Here is a 22,535-nt window from a genome sequence, read left to right as displayed (position 1 = left end):
AGCGGCTTTCGCTTGAGATTTAAGGGCTGGTTATCGTTGCATTATCGATCTGTTCTTCGACCCATTCTGCTGTTGCAGGTGTGAGCAAAACACCGTTGCGGTAGTGCCCCGAAGCCAGTAAAAGGCCAGGTTCCAATGTTTCCAGTAGTGGTGCCGGCCGTTCCCGGGGTCGTGCGCGTAAGCCGTGCCACTGGCCAATCAGTTCGGCATCCTGAAGCCATTCCGGTGCCAGGCCCTCGAGGCTGCGCATCCGCTCAATCGCTGATGGATCAACGGTTTCCCCAGGTTCCAGCGTTGCTCCCAGCCACAGGCGATTGCCGCTGTGCCGAATCAGGTTGATGCCAGCGCAGGTGAGCACCGCAGGCCACGAGGCCCAGTCGTCTGGGATGCGGTCGATGGCCAGGTCGAGCACCTGACCGAGCACGGCATCCATCGGACGGTCGTGACCCAGGGGCTGCAGCAACCCTTGGCTGCCCAGTGCCGTGCAGATCACCACGGACTCCACCTTGTGGGCCTGGCCATTCTGGCTGTGCAGTTGCCAGCCTTGCCTTTCGCCGCTGAGGCGCTCAAGGTGCTTGATGCGGATGGGCAGCTGGTCGACGCCAGCCCTGCTGAGTGCTCGCCTGAGAGCTTTCAGTAGCTGCAAGGGATCCACGCGCCCATCGTGCTCGGATCGCATCGACCCATACCCCGGCTGCGGCCAATCGGGCTTGGCTCGGGGGAGTTGGTCGTTCTCGACAAACTGAAGCCCAGACTCAGGGCGTGATGCCGCCAGTTGACGCAAGCGGGCGGCTTCGTCGGCACTGCCCACCAGCTGGATCAGCGGTGTCTGCAGTTGCAGCGGTGTGTCGGGGTGATTGAGGCGTTTGATCCAGCCCGGCCATAGGGCCATGCTGCGCTGCCGGAGTCTCCAGGCGCGTCCACTGGATCGGCGGAAAGCATGGCCCATCAGCACACCCAAGGAGGCTGTCGTCCCATTCAGATCACGACCAGTGCTCGACTCGGGGACCGGGTCGGCCAGGGAGGGATCTGCAATCAGAACCTGATGCCCTTGCTCAGCAAGGTGCCAGGCGGTGCCGGTGCCGACGACACCGGCACCGATCACGGCAATGGTCGCAGTCAGCTCAGGGCCTGCGCGGGGATCACCACTTCATAGTTTGAGAAGCCGGTGGCCACAGCTACGTAGGCCTTCTGCAACCTTGCACCGTCTTGAAGACGTGCTGCTTCATCGAGATCAGCCAGGGCTTCTTTCAGCGCTGTGGCCAGCTCGTTGGCAGCTGCTCGATCCTGGGGCAGCAGGCGCTGATTGATGTAGAGCATTTCACGACCCACTTCCTGCATCGGGCCGTGGATCAGATTGCGGGTGAAGGTCCAATCCCGCTGGTTCACCAGTTTCGCCAGCTCGGGAAGACGTTCCTTCGCTTCGGTGAATCCCTCGGCCTGACGGCGGATCACACCCATGTCATCAGGGCTGATAGTGGCTGTTTTGGCCTTGGCGCTGCCGTCGCAAGCAGCCAGGCCGAAACACAGAGCCAGACAGAGGCAGAAGGCGGCCAGGCGGCGCAGGGCGCTCAGCATTGGAAATCACAGGAAGCGTCGCGACTTTAACCGCGACGTCCAATCGTCGAGATCCGAGCCTGGATCGGCCTTGGTCTGCAGAGCCGGCGGGGGTTCGTCCAGGCGCACAATTAAGGCTGTGATTTCTGTCCGACCTTGTCCTCCGTCTCGGTCATCCTGCAGCTGATCTGCCCTGATCGTCCGGCTCTCGTTAGTGAGCTCGCTGGATGGGTGGCTGCAAACGGGGGCAACATTCATCACGCCGACCATCACACGGATGCTGGCGCTGGTTTGTTTCTTAGCCGGATCGAATGGGGTTTGGAGGGGTTCGGTCTGCCGCGGGAGGCCGTCGGGCCCGCCGTGCATTCCCTGGCTGAACGCCTGGGTGGAGAGGCGCAGCTTCACTTCTCCGACGATCTTCCGCGGGTGGCCATCCTGGTAAGCAAACAGAACCATTGCTTGCTGGATCTGCTGTGGAGAGCGCGCAGCGGCGAGCTGCCGATGCAAGTTCCGCTGGTCATCGCCAATCATCCCGATCTGGAAAGCTGCTGTAACGACTTCGGGGTTCCTTTTGAGTACGTGCCGGTCACCCGTGAGACCAAGGCGCAATCCGAAGCCACCATCCTCAAGCTGTTGGCTGAGCACCGTGTGGAGCTGGCTGTGCTGGCCAAATACATGCAGGTGTTGAGTGGCAACTTTCTGGAGCGTTTCCCAGATGTGATCAACATCCATCACTCTTTTCTGCCGGCCTTCAAGGGGGCGCAGCCTTATCACCGGGCCTGGGAACGCGGGGTGAAGCTCATCGGTGCCACAGCCCATTACGTCACCGAAGAACTCGATGACGGCCCGATCATTGAGCAGACCATTGCCCATGTCAGCCATCGTGATGAGGTGGGCGATCTGATACGCAAGGGTCGAGACACGGAACGTCTCGCTCTCGCCCGTGCCCTCCGCCTTCACCTGCGACGTCAGGTGATGGTTTACCGCGGTCGTACAGCCGTGTTCGCATGATGAGCTGGCTTGATCGTGGTCGTCCCATGACCGCATCTCCACTGGGATGGCGCTGTTTCCAGCTGGGGCTGTTTCTGCTGCCATCCACGGCTCTGCTCGGGGCCCTGTTTCTGTTTCCCGCCCTGCTGATCGGCAGTGTCGGGCGGGAGCGTGCCTTTTGGCGTGATCCCTGGAATCTCCCGTTGATCGTGGCGGGAGTTCTGATGGCGTTCGGTTGCTTTCTCGCCGACGCTCAGGGCCTGGCTTGGGTTGGTCTGGGGAATTGGCTTCCCTTCTTTTGGGGGTTTTGGGGGTTTCAGCCTTATGTGATCAGCGCGGCTGCCCGGCGTCGTTGCAGTCTCTGGCTGGTGGCCGGCACCGTTCCAGTGTTGATCACTGGCTTGGGCCAGCTTTGGTGGGGATGGGCAGGCCCCTGGGAATTGTTGGGTGGCCTCATCGTCTGGTTTGTGGAACCCGGTGGGAAGCCGGAAGGACGACTCTCGGGTCTGTTCGATTACGCCAACATCGCTTCAGCCTGGTTGGCGCTGGTTTGGCCTCTGGCCCTGGCGGCTCTGGTTCAGCCAGGTCTGCAGCGACGACAGCGTCTGGTGGTGCTCGTACTGGCCATTGCCATGGTGGTGGGTCTGGTGCTCACTGAATCCCGCAATGGCTGGGGTGCGCTTGTGTTGGCTGTTCCAGTGGTGCTGGGCCCGCCCAGTTGGCCCTGGTTGGTGCCGCTGCTGGCTTTGGCGCTTCTGCCTGTTGTCGTCTCCGTGCTCCCTGGCATGCCGGCCTTTCTTCAGGATCCAGCCCGTCAGGTGGTGCCGGATGCTCTCTGGGCTCGCTTGAACGACAGTCAGTACGCCGGCGAGCGCGTTCTGGCCTCCACGCGCATCAGTCAATGGACCGTGGGACTTCAGTTGATCCTCGAACGCCCCTGGTTCGGGTGGGGAGCTGCGGCCTTTTCGATCATCTATCCCCTGCGCACCGGACAGTGGCATGGCCATGCCCACAACCTTCCGCTCGAACTCGCGATTAGCCATGGTCTGCCTGTAGCCACCCTGGTGGTGGGCCTGGTGCTGGCGTTGATGGTGGTGAGCCTGCGCCGTGGCCTTTCAGGGTTGTTTGATCGTGCCTGGTGGGCAGCACTGCTGATTCTGCTGGTGTTGCATGGCACGGACCTGCCGTTCTTTGACAGTCGATTGAACATCGCTGGCTGGATCTTGCTGGCCGGTTTGCGTGCCTCGTTCAGTCCTGACCGCTCGGATCAGCCAACGACAGCGCTTGCTGCTGATGTTTGAGCAGTGTGGAGCGGCCCAGTGGGCCATTGAGGTGATCCCAGGGCAGCACGGTGGAGTCGCTCCAGCTGTGATGAATCACTTCGTCCCAGGGCGGAGGTAGCGGCAGGTCAACTCCGGCGCTGACGGCTGAAGGCAGCTCTCCGGATCGTGCGCTGCGGTAGGCCTTTTTCCAGCCACCCAGGCTTTCCTGTGACCCGCGCACCGCAACGATCACCGCTGCCAGGCGCCGGTCGCTGCGCGAGATCAGAGCCTGGATCACGCTCCAGCCATAGCTTTCTGGCCTCAGATCGATCCCCTTCGGTTTCAGCCGTTTGGCCAGTCGCTTGAGGCGTTTCTCCGCTTCCGGTCTGACGCCCTGCCATTGAAACGGGGTCTGGGCCTTGGGAACAAAGGTGCTGACCCCCAGGGTGAAGCGAAGGCCGGGAGTCGTCTTTTTGAGCTGAAGCAGCAGATCCGCGGTGGATTCAACGTCGTCATCCTGTTCGCTCGGTAGTCCGACCATGCCGTACAGCTTCAGGGCACGCAGTCCGCCTTGCTTGGCATGGCGTGCTGCCGCATGGATCTCTTCATTGCTCAATTTCTTGTTCACCACTTCGCGCATCCGTTCGCTGCCGCTTTCGATGGCGATCGTCAGGGATTTGCTGCCTCGTTTGGCCAGCCCGCTGGCCAGGTCTGGTGTCACGGTTGCCGCCCGCACGGAGCTGACACTGACGCGCACATCGTCAAAGCGGTCCTGCCCCAGCCAAGTGAGCAGGTCAGCGAACTGGGGATGTTGGGTGACGGATGCACCGAGTAAGCCCAACCTGCGGGTCGCTGAAAGTCCTTTTTCCACTGCCGGGATCAGCCCATCGTCGAGCGAGGGCGTGCGGAAGGGCAGCGTTAGATAACTCGCCAGGCAGAACCGGCATAGTTCCGGGCAGCTGCGCACCACTTCCACCATGTGAATGTCGGGCCAGGCGGACTCTGGCGTGATCACTGTGGAATGACTGAGGCTGTTGCCACGCCAGGTTTGTTTGCTGATGGTGGCCGGCAGTCCAGCTTCGATCGGATCGATGCCCACCAGCTCCCCATCGCTGTCGTAACGAGGTGCATAGAGCGAGGGCACATAAATGCCGGGGACCTGAGCCAGATGACGCAGACGCGCAGCCCGCGGTTCGCCTCGGACCTCTTGCAAAGCATCGATGAAGGCTGGCAGCAGGTCTTCGCCGTCTCCCAGCAGCACCACATCGAAGAAGGGGGCGAGGGGTTCGGGATTGGCGGTGAGCACAGGCCCACCGCCGAACACGATCGGGTCATCATCCGATCGTTGATCACTCCAGATGGGAATTCTCTGCTGTTCCAGGAGATCCAGCAGCACGGGTCCATCGAGCTCCCAGCTCAAGGAGAGGCCGAACAATTCACAGCGGCGGTGTTGGGGATCGCCCTCGTCAGTGAACAGTCGACGCACGTCCAGATCAGGGCGCATGGCCAGGGTGGCCCAGACGATCTGGTAGCCGAGGCTCGTGATGCCGACGGTGTAGGTGCTGGGAAAAGCCAGCACCGTGCGCAGGGCGCCGGGTTCCGGCACAGCCGGATCAAACAGCAGGGTTTCCTGGTTCAGGATTCGTTCGGTGGGTTGGGGGGGTTCGGTGGAGGCGGGGCGGTGAAGGCGCGCCTGCGGATCGATCCTTCCCAGGCGTGATGAATGCCGCCTCGGCGCTCCCGGCGGGCTTCCAGGTGATCTTCTTCCAGCAGCTCCATGCCCAGCTGGCGTTCGTAGATGGAGCGATCATCGAAAAGACGCGCCACCAAGAAGCTGGCCAGGCAGGCCACCAGGATCGGTTTGAGAATCAGCAGATCCTTGGTGAGGGCAAAGGCCAGAAACATGGCCGTGATCGGCGTGCGTGAGCAACTGGCGACGAAGGCCCCCATCCCCGCAAACACATAGGTGCTGGGGACGTGGCCGGTGAGCGCTTCAACCCAGATGCCGCAGGCCAGGCCGATGGCGCCCCCCAGGGTGAGCATCGGAAAGAACAGGCCGCCTGGTGCCCCGGACGCCGCCGCAAGCCCAGTGCTGAAGAACAGCACGATGAATGTGCCCAGAGCCATGGGGATGTCGGCTTTGCCAGCGCCGATCAGATGTTGAAGTCCCTCCAGATCGCGGAAGGCTTCCGGCAGGAATGCATACACGCCGCCTAGTACACATCCACTGATCACCATGCGCAGCACTAGACGATCACCGAACCAGCCATTGCCTTTGCGCTGCATCGCCAGCACGTAGCGGCAGTAGAGCTCCGCCAGCACCCCCACCACCACGCCAAGTCCGATCAGGTAGCCCAGATCGATGGGCAGAAAGCTCACCAGGGGTGTGTATTCCCGTTCCAGCAGGAACCCCTGGGTGGCATCCAGGCCACCGGTGGAGGGGCTGATGCCCAGCAGTCCCAGCACATCGGCCCAGGCATCAGCCCAGAAGGTGGTAACGATCACCAGCAGCAGCACCACAGGCCTGGCGGAGTGGAGCAGTTCCTCCACGGCGTACACAAACCCTCCGATCGGCGCACTGAACACCGCTGCAATGCCGGCGCCACCGCCTGCAGCGACGATCACGCGGCGAAAGGCCACCGGTGCCTTCAGCCAGCGGGCCATCTGCCAGGCCACGGAACCACCCATCTGCACGGCCGGGCCTTCGGGACCGAGCGGGAAACCGCTGCCGATGGCCACGATGCCTCCCACCAGTTTCACGAGGCCCACCTGCAGGCCCATCGGCACAGCCCGATGTTTCAGAAATCCCATGATGTGGGTGATGCCTGAACCGCCGGCCGCTGGTGCAAGCCGTGACACCAGCAGTCCGGAGACCAGTCCGCCCAAGCCCCCCAGACAAGGCAGCACCATCCAGGCGGGGTACTCGGCAAGCAACTCCAGTCGCCAACCCCCCAGCAGTTTGAGGCCGGCCTTGAACAGCACGCCCGTCAGGGCTGCACCCAGGCCGGTGAGCATCAGTGCCAGCACCACCACCCACCAGCGGCGTTCCAGCAGCCGGCGGATGCTGCGGCTGGACCCGAGCTGATGCCGGCGTTGTTTCAGGTCACTCAGAACTGCCATGGCGTCGCTGGTCTGGGATCAAGCCCCAGCCAGCATCTGAGCCTCCTCATCCGCACTCACAACCCGACCTTCATCCTCGAAACCGGTGATCTGATCGAAGTTCAGATAGCGGTACAGCTCATCGGAGAGGGGGTCGATCTTCTCGGCCGCAATGCTGCGGTATTCATCGGGAGTGGGGATGCGTCCCAGCTGGGCGCAAACCGCTGCCAGTTCAGCGCTGCCCAGATACACCTGTGCACCTTTGCCCAGGCGGTTGTTGAAGTTGCGCGTGCTGGTGGAGAACACCGTGGTGTCGTCTTCCACGCGGGCCTGGTTGCCCATGCAGAGGGAGCAACCGGGCATCTCCATGCGGGAGCCTGCGGCTTCGAAGGTGGCGTAATAGCCCTCGGCCTTCAGGGTCTCCTCGTCCATCCGCGTTGGAGGGCAGACCCAGAGGCGTGCCGTGTTCTGGCCGGCGCCTTCCAGCACCTTGGCCGCGGCGCGGTAGTGACCGATGTTGGTCATGCAGGAGCCGATGAACACCTCCTGCACCGGGTCTCCAGCCACCTCGCTGAGCAGCTTCACGTTGTCGGGGTCGTTGGGGCAAGCCACTACAGGTTCCTTGAGCTCGTCGAGGTTGATCTCCAGCACTTCCGCGTATTCAGCGTCAGTGTCGGCGCTTAGCAGCTGTGGGTTCTCCAGCCAGGCTTCCATGGCCTTGATGCGCCGCGCCAGGGTGCGGGCATCGCTGTAGCCCCGAGCGATCATGTTTTTGAGCAGCGCCACATTGCTGCGCAAGTACTCGGCCACCGTGTCTTCGGAGAGCTTGATGGTGCAGCCGGCGCAGGACCGTTCGGCGCTGGCATCGGTGAGTTCGAAGGCCTGTTCCAGCTTCAGGTCGGGGAGACCTTCGATCTCCATGATTCGGCCATTGAACAGGTTCTTTTTGTTGGCTTTTTCAACGGTGAGCAGGCCTCTCTGAATCGCCACCCAAGGAATGGCATTCACCACATCGCGCAGGGTGACGCCCGGTTGCAGCGATCCCGTGAAGCGCACCAGCACCGACTCGGGCATATCGAGCGGCATGGCACCGATGGCGGCGGCGAAGGCCACCACCCCAGAGCCACCCGGGAAGGAGATCCCGAGAGGGAAGCGGGTGTGGCTGTCACCGCCCGTGCCCACGGTGTCAGGCAGGAGCATGCGGTTCAGCCAGCTATGGATGATGCCGTCACCGGGTCGCAGGGCGACGCCGCCCCGCTGAGCGAAGAAATCGGGCAGGTCCTTCTGGGTTTGCAGGTCGACAGGCTTCGGATAGGCCGCGGTGTGGCAGAAGCTCTGCATCACCAGGTCGGAGGAGAAGCCCAGGCAGGCGAGTTCCTTCATCTCGTCCCGGGTCATCGGCCCGGTGGTGTCCTGGGACCCGACGGTGGTCATCAGCGGTTCGCAGCTGGTTCCCGGGCGCACACCCGGTAGTCCACAGGCCTTGCCGACCATCTTCTGGGCCAGGGTGAAGCCCTTGCCGGTGTCCGCGGGAGCGGAAGGACGAATGAATAGGTCAGATGCGGGAAGGCCCAGCTGATTGCGCACCTTGTCGGTGAGGGCACGGCCGATCATCAGAGGGATGCGGCCGCCAGCGCGCACCTCATCGCTAATGGTGCTGGGCTTGAGATCGAAGCGGGCAATGATGTCGCCGGCATTGGCTTCACCGGCAGCCCGTTCGATCGTTCCGGCGTGGGGCCGGATGGTGATCACATCGCCGCTTTTGAGGGCGGTGACGTCGCATTCAATCGGCAGCGCGCCGGAGTCTTCCGCTGTGTTGAAAAAGATCGGCGCAATTTTGCCGCCGAGAATCACGCCGCCGGCCTTTTTATTGGGCACGTGGGGAATGGCGTTGCCCGTGTGCCAGAGCACCGAATTGATGGCGCTCTTGCGGGAGCTGCCAGTGCCCACCACATCACCCACGTAGGCCACGGGATGACCTTTCTGCTTGAGCGTGTTGATGGTGTTCAGACCATCGGGATCGCGGGTCTCCAGCATGGCCAGGGCATGGAGTGGGATGTCGGGCCGGGTGGTGGCGTGGGTGGCTGGTGACAGGTCGTCCGTGTTGGTTTCCCCGTCAACCTTGAACACGGTGACGGTGATTTCGCTGGCCAGTTCAGGTTTGCTCGTGAACCATTCCCCTGCGGCCCAGCTATCGACCACCTGCTTGGCAAAGCGGTTGGTGGACGCCAGCTCCATCACTTCGTTGTAGGCGTCGTACACCAGCAGGGTGCGACTGAGGCCTTCCGCCGCGCAGGAGGCCAGCGCTTCGTCGTCGTGCTTAAGCAGTTCGATCAGTGCGGCCATGTTGTAACCGCCGACCATGGTTCCCAGCAGTCGGGTGGCGTCCAAGGCAGAGACCAACGGGCTCTTGGCTTCACCCTGGGCTACGGCGCTGAGCCAGGTGGCTTTCACGTAGGCCGCTTCATCCACGCCAGGCGGAATCCGTTCGCTGAGCAGATGCAGCAGTTCGTCCTCTTCTCCTGCGGGAGGGTTCTGCAGCAGCTCCGTGAGCGCCTGGGTCTGGGTGGCGTTCAGAGGGAGTGCCGGGATGCCTTGGGCCAGGCGTTGGGCGGCGTTCTCGCGGTAAGTGCTCAGCATCGGATTCGGTGCAGGAACGTCAAAGGCATTTCATTGTCCTGCGTCACCGTTCCGCACCGCTGTCAAGCAGATGCATGCAGCTTGCGTAATCTGAGTGAATTCCTGTTTTTGGGCATGACCACCACTCACGATCTGCATGTGGTGGACACTCGGCCACTGGTGCCTCCAGCACTGCTGCATCGTGATCTGCCCATCGATTCCAAGGCCACCGAAACGGTTGCCACTGCGCGAAGTCGCATTAAGGCCATCCTCCGCGGTTTGGATCAGCGTCTGCTGGTGATCGTTGGACCGTGCTCGGTGCACGACGTCGATGCTGCCCGCGATTACGCACGCAGATTGGCACCTTTAAGGGAACGCCACGCTGCGGAACTGGAAGTGGTGATGCGGGTGTATTTCGAGAAGCCTCGGACCACGGTGGGTTGGAAAGGGCTGATCAATGACCCGCATCTCGACGGCTCCTACGACATCAACACCGGCCTGCGCATGGCCCGTGCCTTGCTGCTGGATTTGGCCAGGGATGGCATGCCCGCGGCCACGGAACTGCTCGACCCTGTGGTGCCTCAATACATCGCCGATCTGATCAGCTGGACGGCGATTGGTGCTCGAACCACCGAAAGCCAGACTCATCGTGAGATGGCCTCAGGCTTGTCAATGCCGATCGGCTACAAAAACAGCACCGATGGAAGCGCCACCATCGCGATCAATGCGATGCAGGCCGCTTCAAAGCCGCACCATTTTCTGGGCATCAATCATGAAGGCCATGCCTCCATCGTAAGCACCACCGGCAATCCGGATGGTCATCTGGTGCTCCGGGGCGGCAATCGCGGCACCAATTATCATCTCGAGGCGATCCAGGAAGCCGCAGCTGAACTGGATGGCGCGGGTCTGCCCGATCGGCTGATGGTGGATTGCAGTCATGGCAATTCCAACAAGGATTACCGCCGTCAAGGTGAGGTGCTCAAGGCTGTGGCGTCCCAGGTCGACCAGGGTTCAACCCACGTGATGGGGGTGATGCTGGAAAGTCATCTCGTTGAGGGGAATCAGAAGATCTCCGCTGATCGTTCTGCACTGACTTACGGCCAAAGCGTGACCGATGCCTGCATCAGCCTTGAAACAACGGCTGATTTGCTCGAAGAGCTGGCCAATGCGGTGAAACAAGTTGGCACTCGATCGACAGGAGTGCCAGTTTCTTGAAACTCAGTCGGATGTTTTAGACCTTTTAAGTGATCTGTTCATATTGAACTTTGCCTTGGTTTGATGTGTTTACGTTGGGCCACATCCTCTTGGAGGTTGGTTCAATGATTGGACTTCATATTTTTGGTTTTGGCGATCCACTTCGTTTGTATGAGTTGGATCGTGACACCGGTTTGTGGGTGCGAGGGTTCCGACCGCTTCAGCTGGATGATCTGCTGGGTTGGTCTCAGGGTGTGGCCCATCAGCAGCATTGGGATGTCGATGCCCTGCACCGGCAGGTGATGCATTTCTGGGTGAGTCAGGCTGCACAGATTCAGCTCTGGCAGACGCGATTGCATGATCTGCCCGATGATCACTCCCTCGTGGCTGCATTGGGCAGCAGAGGTGACTGGTGTCGTCACATGGAGCGTCTGCTTCGCGCTTAGATCACAATCCAGGACCAGCACAACCCAACGGACAACGGCACGCTGAGGTTGTCGATTCCCCAGCGGCTCAGTTGCTCAAGGCCTACTGCTAGGGCAGTGACTGCAAACAGGCGTAGGGGATGAAGAGAGCTGTGGCTGACTAGCGCAAGGACGATTAACACCAAGGCCGTGACCAGGGCCATCGTCAGTGTTCCAGCGACGGATTTGTGCTGTTGCCAAAACGTCCAGCTGGGTGACTTGATGCCCCGTCCCATCAAGCCTGCAAGGCCATCGGCGAAGGCCATTACCAACACGCCGGCACAGGCGGCAATCGCTTGATCAGGCCAGAACAAAGCCAGCAGAATTGTGATTGCAAGCCCATACGCCACAGTTCCGTAGCTGTGGCGATCCACATCCTCAACGGCAGGGAGCAGTTTCCAGCGGTGGTTGATTGCAGTGATCAAGGTGACCGCGGTGGCCACCGTTAAAGCGATCGATTCAGGAATCTCAAGCCACCAGGCCATAGCGATCACCGGACCGGTGCCGATGTGAACAATCTTGCGGCTGAGTTCTCGGCGTTGAGGCCATTGTCTCCTGCAGATCACTGCTGTTGACAGCACCAGGAGCATCCAGGTGCTGATGATCAGCAGGGAAAGAAGCAATGGCTCAGGCTGCCTGCTGGTGATTGGTCATCACACGGAGCTTGAGAATGGCCTTGGCCTCGAGCTGACGAACCCTCTCACGCGACACGTTGATCTGACGACCAATTTCCGCCAAGGTGAGTGGCTCCGCTCCATCCAGGCCGAAACGCAACTTGAGGATTTTCTGTTCCCGCTCATTGAGTTGCGAGAGCCAGCCTCCGAGGTGTTCCTTCTGAATGCTCCGATCCATCCCTTCCATCGGCTCTGCCCCGTTGGGGTCCGGAATCAATTCGCCGAGGGTGCTGCGATCTTCTTCGCCACGTGCATGGGCATCGAGTGAGGCGCAGGGTGCACTCTGGGCAATGAGATCCTCGAGGTCGCGCGGTTCGATTCCCATCGCGCTCGCCAACTCCAGACGATTGGGTTGCCGACCGAAACGATGCGACAGCTCACGCGTGATGCGCCGCATCTTCGACAGCTTTTCACTGATGTGAATCGGTAGACGAATGGTGCGGGCGCTGTTGTCGATGGCCCTGGTCATGCCCTGGCGAATCCACCAGTAGGCATAGGTCGAAAACTTGTAGCCCATAGCGGGGTCGAATTTGTCGACCGCACGCTCAAGACCAATGGCACCCTCTTGCACCAGATCCAGCAGTTCGAGACCTTGGTTCTGATATTTCTTCGCCACGCTGACCACCAGGCGGAGATTGGCAGCCATCATCCGATCGCGCGCACGTTTGCCCATGCGGATGCGGTGACGCTGCCGCGGCGTGCGTTCACCCTCAGGAACTTCGAGCAGTTCCTTCATGGCCTGCACGTGATGTGCCAGCTCGATCTCTTCGGCTGCCGTGAGCAGTGGCACACGCCCGATGCTGCTCAGGTAGTAGCCGATCGAGTCAGTAGCCAATCGACCACTCTGGCGAGACGAGCGACTGGTGGTGTTTCGTGAACGCGCAGCGCTGTTTCGTCGACCGGTGGTCGGCAATACAGGTTCTGGAGAAGAGACTTTTTTCGTCACTTCTTCAGATTCCAGAGGGATCCCCATCACCCTGGCCTCCTGAAATTAGATTTGGGCAAAATTTAGCACCCGTCCCTAAATCTGGCCTGAATGAATCGAAAGTTTTTCCGAATCTGCAAACGGCGGTTAAGTCGTATGAGTCAAATGTGAAATAAAGAGGTTGAAACGAGCCCGATGGCTGTATCGATCAATACAGAGCTGCGGTTGCTCATGCGTTGGTTTGTAGTCCCTTTTTCCAGTGTTCAATTAGATGCAGTTGAGAATTACGCACAACATCTTCGGGATTGCGCTGGCGGAAGCTGCCGTCTCCCTGCATGTCGAAAGAGCCTCGGTTGTCGTCTAAGTAAAGTTGCAACAAGCGTTCTAATTGTTCCCTGAGCGCAGGTTCATCAATGGGTGTGACGGCTTCCACCCGGCGATCGAGGTTGCGTGGCATCCAATCGGCACTGCCGATGTACACCTCCGGTTCACCTCCATTGGCAAACCAGAAGATGCGGGAATGTTCGAGGAACCGCCCAATGATGCTGACCACGCTGATGTTGTCGCTGACACCTTCGCGTCCCGGGTAAAGACAGCACATGCCACGAATGATCAGTTCGATGGTGACGCCGGCCTGCGATGCCTCGTAGAGAAGCGAAATGATCTGAGGATCCACCAGAGAATTCATCTTGGCCTTGATGTGGCCGCCATTCCCATTGCGGGCATGTTTGATTTCGCGTCGGATGAGGTTTTCCATGCCCTTGCGTAGTGACACTGGTGCGACAAGCAGTTTCCGGAATTCCTGCTGTTTGGAAAAACCAGTGAGGTAGTTGAACAGCTCCACCAGATCCTGACCAAGCTCTGGACGTGCGGAGAGCAGCCCGAGGTCGGTGTAGAGGCGAGAGGTTTTTGAGTTGTAATTGCCGGTTCCGATGTGCACGTAACTGCGCAGCCGTTCCTTTTCTTTGCGTACGACCAGCACGATCTTGGTGTGTGTCTTCAGGCCAAGAACGCCATAGACAACGTGCACACCTGAGCTTTCCAGCTGCTTTGCCCACTGAATGTTGTTGTCTTCATCGAAGCGTGCCTTCAGCTCGACCAGGGCCATCACCTGTTTGCCGTTCTCAGCGGCGCGGATTAAAGCGGCGATGATCGGTGAATCCTTCGAGGTGCGATACAGAGTCATCTTGATCCCCATCACCAGAGGATCGTCCGCAGCCTGGTTGATGAACTCCTCGACAGAGGTCGAAAACAGGTCGTAGGGGTGATGCAGGAGTACGTCACGCCGACGCACCACGGAGAAGATGCTTTCAAACTCTTCTTCCTTGATGGAGCCGTCTTCAAGCATGCTCCGCTGGGCCCGGCCAAGAATCGCCGGTGTCATGCCTGAGTGGGATTCGTCTTTGAGTTTTGCCAGGGGGATTGCCATCAACCCAAAGAGATCGTCCAGCCCCAGGGGTCCATCAACGCGGTAAAGGTCGTTCTCCTCCACGGACATTCCATCCAGCAGCATGTCGACCATGTCGTGCGGCATTTCATCGGCGACTTCCAAGCGCACGACTTCACCACCCATGCGTCGCTTGCGCAGACCTTGTTCGATGGCAATCATCAAATCGTCGGCTTCTAGGTCCCGCAGTTCCAGGTCGGCATCCCTGGTAACGCGGAAGAAGTAATGCCCTTCGATGCTCATGCCGGGGAACAGCAAACCCAGGTTGAAGGCCACAACCTGTTCCAAAGGCACGGCGGTGTGGACCGGCCTGTCCTTGGCATCGGCGAGATCCGTTGGGATGGCAACGAAGCGGGGCAGGATCGTTTGCGGCACTTTCACCCTGGCCAGCAGGCTCTGGCCGGTTTCCGGATCTCGAATCAGCGCCGCCACATTCAGGCTCAGGTTGCTGACGAAGGGAAAGGGGTGTGCCGGATCCACCGCCAGGGGTGTGAGCACAGGAAAGATTGCCGTCTGGAAGTAGTTGTCAACCCAGAGTCGTTGGCGTTGATTGAGCTGTGCATAGTCGAGCAGATGGGCACCGTGGTCGTGCAGCTGCTGCTTCAGTCGTGTGCGGTAGTGCTCCTGCTGACGACGCAGCAGAGGCGCGAGGTTTTCACGAATGGCCTGCAGCTGTTCGACCGGTGTCAGTCCGTCTTCGCTGCGTTTGTTGATCCCCGCTTCAACCTGAGCCTTCAGTGATGCGACTCGCACCATGAAGAACTCATCGAGGTTGTTGCTGAAGATGGCGCTGAACTTTGCCTGTTCCAGCAGTGGGGTGCGTTCGTCCAGTGCTTGGATCAGAACCCTTTCATTGAAGGCAATCCAGCTGAGCTCCCGATTGATGTAGAGATCAGGATCCAGGGAGCGCTCTGCCATCACAGATGAAAAGCGGGTGCGAAGGCTGTTGATTGCAAGCTAGCAATCACGTTGTTGCTGCAAGTGTTCTGGAGGCTCTTCAGGCCTGGTTGGCTTGAGGCCGATTCCGGATGCTGCCACCCACCAGAAGGGCAACTCCGACCAACATCATGCTGCCGAACCAGAAAGGACTGGTGACGCCAATTCGGTCATAGCTGAAGCCAGCGGCGGAGGCTCCAAGGAATGTGCCAAGGCTTTGCAGACCTTGCAGACCACCCAGTGCTGAGCCTTGGCCATCGCTGCCAAGACGACGGGAGACCAAAGCACGTAGGCAGGGGGTCACCAGTCCGGTGCCTAGTGCCAGCAATGACACGGCGGTGTACACCACTGGAATGGAGTTTGTAGGTGTTGCCAAGGGCACCAACAGGCATCCGGATGTAAGAAGACCAAGACCAACGAGGGTCAAGCGGAGTTCACCGAAACGCTGCACCAGCGGCCCGATTAAGCCCCCCTGGACCACCATCGCGATGACCCCGACTAGGGCGAATGCAGCTCCAGCCATCCCTTCAGTCCAGTTGAAGCTGTTGCGCAGATACAGCACTAAAACGGTGGTGAAACCGTTGAAGGCCATAAAGAAGCCAAAGAAAGCGATCGAGAGGCGACGCACCTCTGGTTTGGCAAACACTCGTGCCAAGAGGGTGACTGGATTGAGCTCGCGTCTACGGGGCAGTTGCTTTCGAGCTGTTATCGGATGAGTTTCCGGGAGGAGTCCCAGAACCACGATCAGGTTCGCGACGGCGAAGGCTGTTGCAGCCCAGGCGGGAAGGATGCGGTTGACATCACCAAGCACTCCACCAAGACCAGGACCAAGGACAAACCCCAGGCCGAAGGCCACGCCAATGAGGCCAAAGGCTTTGGCCCGGTTTTCTGGTGTGGTGATGTCGGCCAAGACAGCTGTGGCTGTGGCGGCAGTGCCTCCGCTTGCCCCATCGATGATTCGCGCCATAAACAACATGGCGAGTGGCAGTCCTGCTGCTGCGGCTTCTGGCCATACTTGTTGCCAAGGCACGGTCAAGGTGGTGGCAAATAGACCCATGCCAATCACCGACCCAAAGACGCAGAGGCTGATAACGGGTTTTCGTCCGAAGCGGTCACTCAGTGCGCCAATTAACGGCGCCACTGCGAACTGGGAGAGGGCATAGGTGCCTGAGAGCAGACCTACGGTGCTGCCGTTGCTGCTGAAGTCTTCCAGCAGGAAAGGCAGCAGAGGCAGAAAAATGCTCTCGCTAAGGCGGTCATTCAGCAGCGTGAGAAACGCGCTGAGCAGAGTGGGAATGCGAGGACGCTGCAAGGCCGCCTGCGTGCACAGAAGACTCACACTCCCATAGGGACATTGGCCATGGCACTTCGACCAATCGTTCCAGCTGACGAAGGCCTTTTGCGGGAGATCTACGCCGATGCCATCGAAACCCAGACCAGGGCGCTCTATTCAGAGCAGCAGGTGCGGGCATGGTCGGCTCTGGCCTGGCTGCCTGGGGTGCTCGATCGCACCCTCCGGGAGGGATGCGGCTGGATTAGTGGAGACGATGCTGCGTTTGCGATCCGCGATCCGCGAGATCGTCTCGCACTGCTGTACTGCCGCGGACGAGCCGCACGCCAGGGTCATGCTGGAGCTCTGTTGGACAGAATTGAAGCGGACGCGGCTGACGAAGGTGTGACCTGTCTGCGCACGGAGGCCAGTCAGTGCAGTCGCTCACTGCTGGAGCGACGGGGTTGGACCGTGGTGGCTCCGGAAACGATCGCCATCGCTGGTGTGATGTTTGAGCGTTACCGGATGGAGAGGTTGTTGCGCCACTCCCGCAGTTGATCAAGTTGTGCCAGGGCTTGGCCGCCTTCCAGCATGGCCACAGCGTTCTGGATGCCAGATTCCAGCGTTTCACTGAGACCGGCAAACCACAGATAGGCCCCGGCATTCCAGCGAAGAGCATCACTGAGCGGGCCTCGATTCGACAGGGCTTCCAGGGCTTGGTCCTTCCAGTTCTGGTCGTTGGACCACTCAACGTCGGCGTCATGGCAGCCGTGATCCCGGGGATGCAGGATCTGCCGTTCGGCCTCGCCATGGCGGACACGGGCTGTGATGCAGGCCCGACCAATCGGTAGATCAGTTCCTCCTTCCAGTCCTTTCACGGTGAGCACATCGGTCTCTCCAGCGAGCCTGAGCGCTTCCCAGGCTCGGCTTTCGGTAGGGGGGTGTACGAAGCCGCTGACCAGCAGATGCGCTCCTTCATGGGCTGTCCAGAGAAGTTCCAGGCTGGCCACTGGTGGGCGTTTGCCGAGGTCTTCGCGGTATCCGATCAGCGAGTCTGCGATGGAGAAATGATCCGGCTGGTGGATGAGGGCAAAGCCATGGGTGTCAAAGCCTGCTTGCACTTGGCTGAGGGAAAGGCCGGTCAGATCAAGGTCCAGCAGAACGAAAAGGTCCATGGCTGTGATGCCGTATTTGATCGGCATGCGCTCACCGCCCTGAAGCACCACCGGTTGGCCAGCAGCCAAGAGCACCAACATGGTGAGGGGATAGATCGGTGCCGTGCGTGTACGCCCGTCAAAGGGCATGCCGAAGCACAGGGGTGGCCTCTGGCCAGGTGAGCTCTGCACCACTGGACCCCTGGATCGATAGGTGTCCAGCATTCCGGTCAGCTCCTGCGGTTCCGGACGGCGGATGCGATGGGCGATCAGAAAAGCACCGATCTGTGCGGGGGTTGCCTCTTGATCGAGCATGAGGGACATGGCATCAGCCGCCTCTTCACGGCTCAATCCCTTGCTGGTGTGTTCTCCGCTACCCACCTTGCGCAGGTGCTGTTTAAAGCGTTCACGACCGCTGAGAACAGTGCTCGTCACGGGGTACACCGCTAATACAAGCAGTGTTCTGCAGCGCGGTCACCCTTGTTGGTAGCGCTTGATACCGATTGCATCAGTCCAGCAGGGACAGCCCCTCAAAGCTGCCGTGGCGGGGGTGGCGGGGATTTTGCCGTCCATCGGCGTAATACAGACGCTCAAGCACAAGACTTGTGGCTCCGCTGGAGTCGAGCTGCTGACTATTCAGTAAAGATGTGAGAGACCGAAACAGATCGCTCATGGTTAAGGAAACAAGTGGCCCTATTAGAGCAGCGTTGGACGGCTTGAGTTGTGATCAATGTGTCTGAAATGGGTTTCTGGTTTTGTGCCTCTTGCTGCTTTTCTTAGGCAGTAATGGCGAGAGCATTTATTAGTAAACGGCAACAAACGCCATGACTCTGACGCCTACCTCATCCCCTTCGCTGGCAGCACCCTCGCAGAGCACAGTGACCGCTTCCCTGATGGCTGCGAAGAAGGCCAAAGGCATGAGTTTTGCTGATCTTGAAGCGGCTCTTGGTTTGGATGAAGTGTGGATTGCGTCTCTCTTTTATGGACAGGCCACAGCGTCAGCTGAAGAGGCTGAAAAGCTCGCTTCTTTGTTGTCTTTGGATCCTGCAATTACTGCGGCTATAAAGGAATTCCCCACTAAGGGCAGCCTCGAGCCCGTGATTCCCACCGATCCCCTGATCTATCGTTTTTACGAGATCATGCAGGTGTATGGCATGCCTCTGAAGGATGTCATTCAGGAGAAATTCGGCGATGGCATCATGAGCGCCATTGATTTCACTCTTGATGTTGACAAGGTTGAAGATCCTAAGGGTGATCGTGTCAAGATCACGATGTGCGGCAAGTTCCTCCCCTACAAAAAGTGGTGATTTTTTAAGGCTCTCTTCTGCTTGGACGCTTTCAAGCAAGAACCTCAATCAGAAAGCCCGGCGAAGGCCGGGCTTTTTCATGGTTAGGAACGGAATTGTTGCTCCAGCTGTTGTTGTGCCAAGTGCCGTCGGGAGTCGTCGCTCAGTGTTTCACTGAGTTCCAACAAACATCGCTGGCTGCTGGGGGTGGCGATGCAGCCGAGGGCTCGAAACGCTGCTGCAGCGACCCCATCCGATCCATCGATGCAGAGCTGCGCCAGCCTTTCGCTGATGCTGGTGCCATCCCGTCGCTGCAGAACACGGATTGCTGCGATAACGACAGGGTCTCTGAAGTCATCGAGCAGTTCAGAGCAATAGCTCAGCAGTTCTTCATCGCTCAGGTTGTGAGCTCGGAAGCTCAGCAACTGCAACCCAGCGAGGCGGTGCTGTTGCCCTGGATGGCGCAGGCTTTCTTTGACGACGGTTTCAGGCACATCGGCACCCCAGCAAGAGAGGGACTGAAGAATGCAGAGGTTGATGTCATCCAGTTGGGAACTGCTGGTCAGTTGATCCAGCAACCAGTCTCTGGCGTCTGTCTGGTGGCAGAGGCCTGCTGCCATCACCAGATCAGGTAGCGCTCCATGCTGATCGATCAGGCTCTGAATCTGAGGCCAGCCCTGATCGCCAAGCATTCCAAGCTTTTCGCATAAGGCTCGGCGCAGATCAACAGAAAGGCTGGGGGAGTAAACCTCCCCCAGCCAATGGGGCTCCAGAGGAGCCCGACGTGATTGGGAAAGCCGCTCCCATAGAGCGGCTTCATTCACAGGTTGTGACACAGGAGTTGATCAGCGGGCGCCGAGTTCAGCGGCCAGTTCGCGCTCCAGTTTGTCGTCATGCTCGGAGGGCAAGACGTTCTCAACCTTGGTGCGGTGGGTGCTGTAGAAGAGCATGCCAATGAACACCATGCCACCGATGATGTTGCCGATGGTGACCGGCAGCCAGTTCCAGAAGATCACCTGACCGAAGTTCACACCGGATCCCAGGATGGGGCCGGCGGTGTGCAGGAACTGGTTCACCACGATGTGTTCCATACCCATCGATTGGAACGCGGTGATCGGGAGCCAGCAGGCCAGAATCTTGCCGGGAACGCTCTTGCTGACCAGAGCCATGGTCACTCCGAGGCACACCAGCCAGTTGGCAATCAGGCCGCGCAGGATGGCCAGGAAAAACCCGAGGGTTTCGAGGTCCTGGTACTTGGTGACAACGTTGGTTTTGTTGAGGCCAATGATCTTGGCCGCAACCTGTTGCCACATGCCACCGCCATCGGCAGCAGAGGCAGGATCCACGGTGCCGCCGCTGGTGAGGCTGATCGCCATCAGCACGGCGACCACAGCGGTGCCGATCCAGTTACCGAACCAAACCCAAGCCCAGTTGCGGAAGGTTGCTTTCCAAGAGCTTTTCCCGGCCCAAGTTGCCATGGGCAGCAGGGCGAAGTTGCCGGTCACCAGCTCCATGCCGAAAAGCACGATGCTGGCGAAGCCGAATGGGAACAACAGGGAACCCAGCCAGGGTTGACCACTCTTGAGGCCCACGGTCAGGGCCAGGATCACAGCCAGGCCAAGGATGGCGCCGGAATAAAATCCACGCAGCAGCAGGTTCTTGACGCTGACGGTTGCTTTTTTGCCGCCTGCGGCAATCATGCCGTCGACAAGTTCGTTGGGTAGGACGTAGTCCATCTGTGAGGCCGACTCACTCATGGTTTTCGTAGTGGGATGAATGGTTGGAGAGGATTGAATTCGACGCGATTCAACCGCTGATTTTGTTCATCAGCCTGGAAAACAGATCTTGTTGATCTGCTCCGAGGCTGATGGGTTGTTTGTCTTGGCCAGCTGAGGTGAACCAGTTGACCAGACGGGAGAAAATGTCGTTGCTATTTGCCATGAAGGGTGGGAGGGCAAGTGCCGTCGAGCGATCAGAGTTGGCCTCAAAAGGTCTGCACCAGCTCTGAGTTGGTTTTGATCGAGTTGCGAACGTTCAGGCGCGGGGTGTGGCGCCAAACCGTTCGATCAGCACTTCGCGCAAGGCAGATTTGATTTCATCCGCCGGAATGGCTTTGCGGTGCACTTCACCCATGGTTGGATTGGGGCCCTGTGATCCCCCGAGGGTCATGGTGTAGCCCTCGCCCATCTCGCCATCGCTGTTTTTGGCCTTGGTTCCAGTCAGTCCAATGGCACCCATGTAGGCCTGTCCACAGGTGTTTGGACATCCGGTCCAGTGAATTTTCAGCTCTTCAGGGAGCGTTAATTCCTGATCCAGCTCCTGTGCGGCCTGGAGGGCTTGATCCTTGGTGTTGGTGAGTGCAAATCCGCAATAGGTGTTTCCTGTGCAGGAGACGGTTCCCGCTGCGATGTGGCCAGGCTCGAGCGGGAAGCGCTCGAGCAGCTGATCGGCTTTGAAACCCTCCAGCTTTTCAGCAGGAAGTCCAATCAGAATCACGTTCTGATCTTCAGTGAGTCGCACTTCGCCGCTGCCGTAGTTGAGGCTTGCGGTGGCCAGATCCTGGAGATCCTGAGCTTTCAGGCGTCCGACAGGGACATGAAGCCCTGCGTATGACAGGCCGTCCTGCTTTTGCGGATGAATTCCGTAGTGCGAGCGAGGGGTTGTGTCGAAGACGGAGCCGGGATCCGGGGTGAGGGGGCCGAACAGCTCTTCAACCTGAGCGCGGAATGTGTCGTGACCCACCTGATCCAGGTAGAGGCGGAAGCGACCCTTTGGACGCTTGTCCCGTTCTCCGTTGTCTCGCCAGAGTCGAATCACGGCGTCGGTCATCTTGCAGATTTCATCCGGCTTGACCCAGGCATTCAGCGGGATCGCATAGGCATTCATCTGGGAGGAGAGCACTCCGCCGATCCAGACGCCAAATCCCATCACGCCGTTGTTTTCCACGGGGTGGAAGACGATGTCGTTATGCAGCAGGAAATTGTCCTTGGCTCCTGCGACCGCAGTGTTCCATTTGCGAGGCAAATTGGAATATTCAGGATTTCCTTTGCAGTTGTTGGTCAGGAAGTTCTGAAGCTCTGTCGTGTAAGGACGGGTGTCAACGATCTCCTGAGGATCAATGCCAGCGATTGGATTGCCGGTGACATTCCGAGGGTTGTCGAAGCCGGATTGGATGGTGCTCAGCCCAGCTTGATCAAGACGACGAAGGATCTCGGGCAGATCTCCGAGAAGCACGCCTCGCAGTTGCAGGTTCTGGCGTGTGGTGATGTCACAACTGCCTTCGTCGCCGTATCGCTCGACAATGGAAGCGACGACGCGAAGCTGATCGGCCGACAGCACGCCATTCGGAACTCTTAGCCGCAACATGAATTTGCCCGGGGTCTTCGGGCGCCAAAACATGCCGTACCACTTCAAGCGCAGTTGAAGGTCTGTTTCATCGACCTGCTCCCAGCCCAGTTCTGCAAATTTTTCAATCTCGCTGCCCACAAGCAAGCCATCTTTGGTGGCCTTGTTCTGCTCGATCTTGTTGAGCTTCTTGCCATCCAGATAGGGCCTGGAGGGAGAGCTGAGAGTCATGATCTTGATACGAATAGAGCGGATTGATCGTTCAAAACCTGCGAGGATCAATCAAATTGGTTGTTTAAAACCAGCGCCTCAG

The 22,535-nt window shown here is 59.3% G+C and carries 20 protein-coding genes; 6 read left to right on the top strand and 14 right to left on the bottom strand.

Annotated features, from left to right (window positions below; all coding sequences use genetic code 11):
- Window positions 1-19 precede the first annotated feature (19 nt).
- Window positions 20-1,105 carry an FAD-binding oxidoreductase gene (locus SynNOUM97013_RS13500; RefSeq protein ID WP_186480236.1) on the bottom strand — a complete coding sequence of 362 codons (1,086 nt, stop codon included), beginning with the start codon at window positions 1,103-1,105 and terminating at the stop codon, window positions 20-22.
- A gap of 14 nt (window positions 1,106-1,119) precedes the next feature.
- Window positions 1,120-1,578, bottom strand: a complete 459-nt coding sequence (psbQ, locus tag SynNOUM97013_RS13495) for a photosystem II protein PsbQ (RefSeq protein WP_186480235.1) — start codon at window positions 1,576-1,578, stop codon at window positions 1,120-1,122.
- A gap of 135 nt (window positions 1,579-1,713) precedes the next feature.
- Between psbQ and purU the strand changes: the two genes are divergently transcribed.
- The gene (gene purU, locus SynNOUM97013_RS13490) at window positions 1,714-2,568 is read left to right on the top strand and encodes a formyltetrahydrofolate deformylase (RefSeq protein WP_186480234.1); all 855 of its coding nucleotides are present in this window, start codon (window positions 1,714-1,716) and stop codon (window positions 2,566-2,568) included.
- 26 nt (window positions 2,569-2,594) lie between these two features.
- Complete coding sequence (locus SynNOUM97013_RS13485) at window positions 2,595-3,848, top strand: O-antigen ligase (protein WP_255442836.1); 1,254 nt, start codon at window positions 2,595-2,597, stop codon at window positions 3,846-3,848.
- On the opposite strand, the gene SynNOUM97013_RS13480 is transcribed toward SynNOUM97013_RS13485, so the two are convergent.
- Genes SynNOUM97013_RS13480 through acnB form a run of 3 tightly spaced genes read right to left on the bottom strand, consistent with a single transcriptional unit; the run spans window position 3,796 to window position 9,548 of the window.
- Entirely contained in the window at window positions 3,796-5,388 is a 1,593-nt protein-coding gene (locus tag SynNOUM97013_RS13480; protein WP_222929846.1) for a radical SAM protein, read from the bottom strand. The genes SynNOUM97013_RS13485 and SynNOUM97013_RS13480 overlap by 53 nt on opposite strands.
- A 56-nt stretch (window positions 5,389-5,444) precedes the next feature.
- Complete coding sequence (locus SynNOUM97013_RS13475; RefSeq protein WP_186480232.1) at window positions 5,445-6,929, bottom strand: ClC family H(+)/Cl(-) exchange transporter; 1,485 nt, start codon at window positions 6,927-6,929, stop codon at window positions 5,445-5,447.
- An 18-nt stretch (window positions 6,930-6,947) separates the two neighbouring features.
- The gene (gene acnB / locus SynNOUM97013_RS13470) at window positions 6,948-9,548 is read right to left on the bottom strand and encodes a bifunctional aconitate hydratase 2/2-methylisocitrate dehydratase (protein WP_186480231.1); all 2,601 of its coding nucleotides are present in this window, start codon (window positions 9,546-9,548) and stop codon (window positions 6,948-6,950) included.
- A gap of 114 nt (window positions 9,549-9,662) precedes the next feature.
- Here acnB and SynNOUM97013_RS13465 point away from each other — a divergent pair, with 114 nt between their 5' ends.
- Window positions 9,663-10,742, top strand: coding sequence for a 3-deoxy-7-phosphoheptulonate synthase (locus SynNOUM97013_RS13465; RefSeq protein ID WP_186480230.1), 1,080 nt, complete (start codon window positions 9,663-9,665; stop codon window positions 10,740-10,742).
- Window positions 10,743-10,846: 104 nt separating this feature from the next.
- The gene (locus tag SynNOUM97013_RS13460; protein WP_186480229.1) at window positions 10,847-11,167 is read left to right on the top strand and encodes a hypothetical protein; all 321 of its coding nucleotides are present in this window, start codon (window positions 10,847-10,849) and stop codon (window positions 11,165-11,167) included.
- Here SynNOUM97013_RS13460 and SynNOUM97013_RS13455 read toward each other — a convergent pair.
- The 4 genes from SynNOUM97013_RS13455 to SynNOUM97013_RS13440 form a co-directional block, all read right to left on the bottom strand.
- A complete protein-coding gene (locus SynNOUM97013_RS13455) occupies window positions 11,164-11,808 on the bottom strand; it encodes a diacylglycerol/polyprenol kinase family protein (RefSeq protein ID WP_255442834.1) in 645 nt (214 codons plus the stop codon). The genes SynNOUM97013_RS13460 and SynNOUM97013_RS13455 overlap by 4 nt on opposite strands.
- 4 nt (window positions 11,809-11,812) lie before the next feature.
- Window positions 11,813-12,832: an RpoD/SigA family RNA polymerase sigma factor gene (locus SynNOUM97013_RS13450; RefSeq protein ID WP_186480228.1), complete on the bottom strand. Its 1,020-nt coding sequence runs from the start codon at window positions 12,830-12,832 to the stop codon at window positions 11,813-11,815.
- A 181-nt stretch (window positions 12,833-13,013) separates the two neighbouring features.
- The gene (ppk1, locus tag SynNOUM97013_RS13445; RefSeq protein WP_186480227.1) at window positions 13,014-15,149 is read right to left on the bottom strand and encodes a polyphosphate kinase 1; all 2,136 of its coding nucleotides are present in this window, start codon (window positions 15,147-15,149) and stop codon (window positions 13,014-13,016) included.
- A gap of 79 nt (window positions 15,150-15,228) precedes the next feature.
- The gene (locus SynNOUM97013_RS13440) at window positions 15,229-16,479 is read right to left on the bottom strand and encodes an MFS transporter (protein WP_186480226.1); all 1,251 of its coding nucleotides are present in this window, start codon (window positions 16,477-16,479) and stop codon (window positions 15,229-15,231) included.
- Between the two features lie 48 nt (window positions 16,480-16,527).
- Here SynNOUM97013_RS13440 and SynNOUM97013_RS13435 point away from each other — a divergent pair, with 48 nt between their 5' ends.
- Window positions 16,528-16,995 carry a GNAT family N-acetyltransferase gene (locus SynNOUM97013_RS13435; RefSeq protein WP_186480225.1) on the top strand — a complete coding sequence of 156 codons (468 nt, stop codon included), beginning with the start codon at window positions 16,528-16,530 and terminating at the stop codon, window positions 16,993-16,995.
- Here SynNOUM97013_RS13435 and SynNOUM97013_RS13430 read toward each other — a convergent pair.
- On the bottom strand, window positions 16,956-18,026 hold the full coding sequence (locus SynNOUM97013_RS13430; RefSeq protein ID WP_186480224.1) for an anthranilate phosphoribosyltransferase family protein: 1,071 nt from the start codon (window positions 18,024-18,026) through the stop codon (window positions 16,956-16,958). The two genes, SynNOUM97013_RS13435 and SynNOUM97013_RS13430, sit on opposite strands and share 40 nt — an antisense overlap.
- Before the next feature lie 73 nt (window positions 18,027-18,099).
- Entirely contained in the window at window positions 18,100-18,264 is a 165-nt protein-coding gene (locus SynNOUM97013_RS13425) for a cyanate hydratase (RefSeq protein ID WP_186480223.1), read from the bottom strand.
- 181 nt (window positions 18,265-18,445) lie between these two features.
- Between SynNOUM97013_RS13425 and cynS the strand changes: the two genes are divergently transcribed.
- Complete coding sequence (cynS, locus tag SynNOUM97013_RS13420; protein WP_370586481.1) at window positions 18,446-18,898, top strand: cyanase; 453 nt, start codon at window positions 18,446-18,448, stop codon at window positions 18,896-18,898.
- Between the two features lie 83 nt (window positions 18,899-18,981).
- On the opposite strand, the gene SynNOUM97013_RS13415 is transcribed toward cynS, so the two are convergent.
- From SynNOUM97013_RS13415 to SynNOUM97013_RS13405, 3 genes are all read right to left on the bottom strand, one after another.
- A complete protein-coding gene (locus SynNOUM97013_RS13415; RefSeq protein ID WP_255442830.1) occupies window positions 18,982-19,713 on the bottom strand; it encodes a HEAT repeat domain-containing protein in 732 nt (243 codons plus the stop codon).
- Window positions 19,714-19,722: 9 nt separating this feature from the next.
- Complete coding sequence (locus tag SynNOUM97013_RS13410; protein ID WP_186481656.1) at window positions 19,723-20,613, bottom strand: formate/nitrite transporter family protein; 891 nt, start codon at window positions 20,611-20,613, stop codon at window positions 19,723-19,725.
- A gap of 298 nt (window positions 20,614-20,911) precedes the next feature.
- A complete protein-coding gene (locus SynNOUM97013_RS13405; protein WP_186480221.1) occupies window positions 20,912-22,453 on the bottom strand; it encodes a ferredoxin--nitrite reductase in 1,542 nt (513 codons plus the stop codon).
- Window positions 22,454-22,535: the final 82 nt, after the last annotated feature.

This window comes from Synechococcus sp. NOUM97013 (assembly GCF_014279815.1).
In the GTDB taxonomy this organism is placed as follows: Bacteria; Cyanobacteriota; Cyanobacteriia; order PCC-6307; family Cyanobiaceae; genus Synechococcus_C.
This window is presented reverse-complemented; position numbering and strand designations above follow the sequence as displayed.

Coding starts and splice junctions, on each gene's coding strand:
- psbQ (WP_186480235.1), bottom strand. CDS start 1,578: ATGCTGAGCGCCCTGCGCCGCCTGGCCGCCTTCTGCCTCTGTCTGGCT.
- SynNOUM97013_RS13485 (WP_255442836.1), top strand. CDS start 2,595: ATGACCGCATCTCCACTGGGATGGCGCTGTTTCCAGCTGGGGCTGTTT.
- SynNOUM97013_RS13475 (WP_186480232.1), bottom strand. CDS start 6,929: ATGGCAGTTCTGAGTGACCTGAAACAACGCCGGCATCAGCTCGGGTCC.
- acnB (WP_186480231.1), bottom strand. CDS start 9,548: ATGCTGAGCACTTACCGCGAGAACGCCGCCCAACGCCTGGCCCAAGGC.
- SynNOUM97013_RS13465 (WP_186480230.1), top strand. CDS start 9,663: ATGACCACCACTCACGATCTGCATGTGGTGGACACTCGGCCACTGGTG.
- SynNOUM97013_RS13460 (WP_186480229.1), top strand. CDS start 10,847: ATGATTGGACTTCATATTTTTGGTTTTGGCGATCCACTTCGTTTGTAT.
- SynNOUM97013_RS13450 (WP_186480228.1), bottom strand. CDS start 12,832: ATGGGGATCCCTCTGGAATCTGAAGAAGTGACGAAAAAAGTCTCTTCT.
- ppk1 (WP_186480227.1), bottom strand. CDS start 15,149: ATGGCAGAGCGCTCCCTGGATCCTGATCTCTACATCAATCGGGAGCTC.
- SynNOUM97013_RS13435 (WP_186480225.1), top strand. CDS start 16,528: ATGGCACTTCGACCAATCGTTCCAGCTGACGAAGGCCTTTTGCGGGAG.
- SynNOUM97013_RS13425 (WP_186480223.1), bottom strand. CDS start 18,264: ATGAGCGATCTGTTTCGGTCTCTCACATCTTTACTGAATAGTCAGCAG.
- SynNOUM97013_RS13410 (WP_186481656.1), bottom strand. CDS start 20,613: ATGGACTACGTCCTACCCAACGAACTTGTCGACGGCATGATTGCCGCA.
- SynNOUM97013_RS13405 (WP_186480221.1), bottom strand. CDS start 22,453: ATGACTCTCAGCTCTCCCTCCAGGCCCTATCTGGATGGCAAGAAGCTC.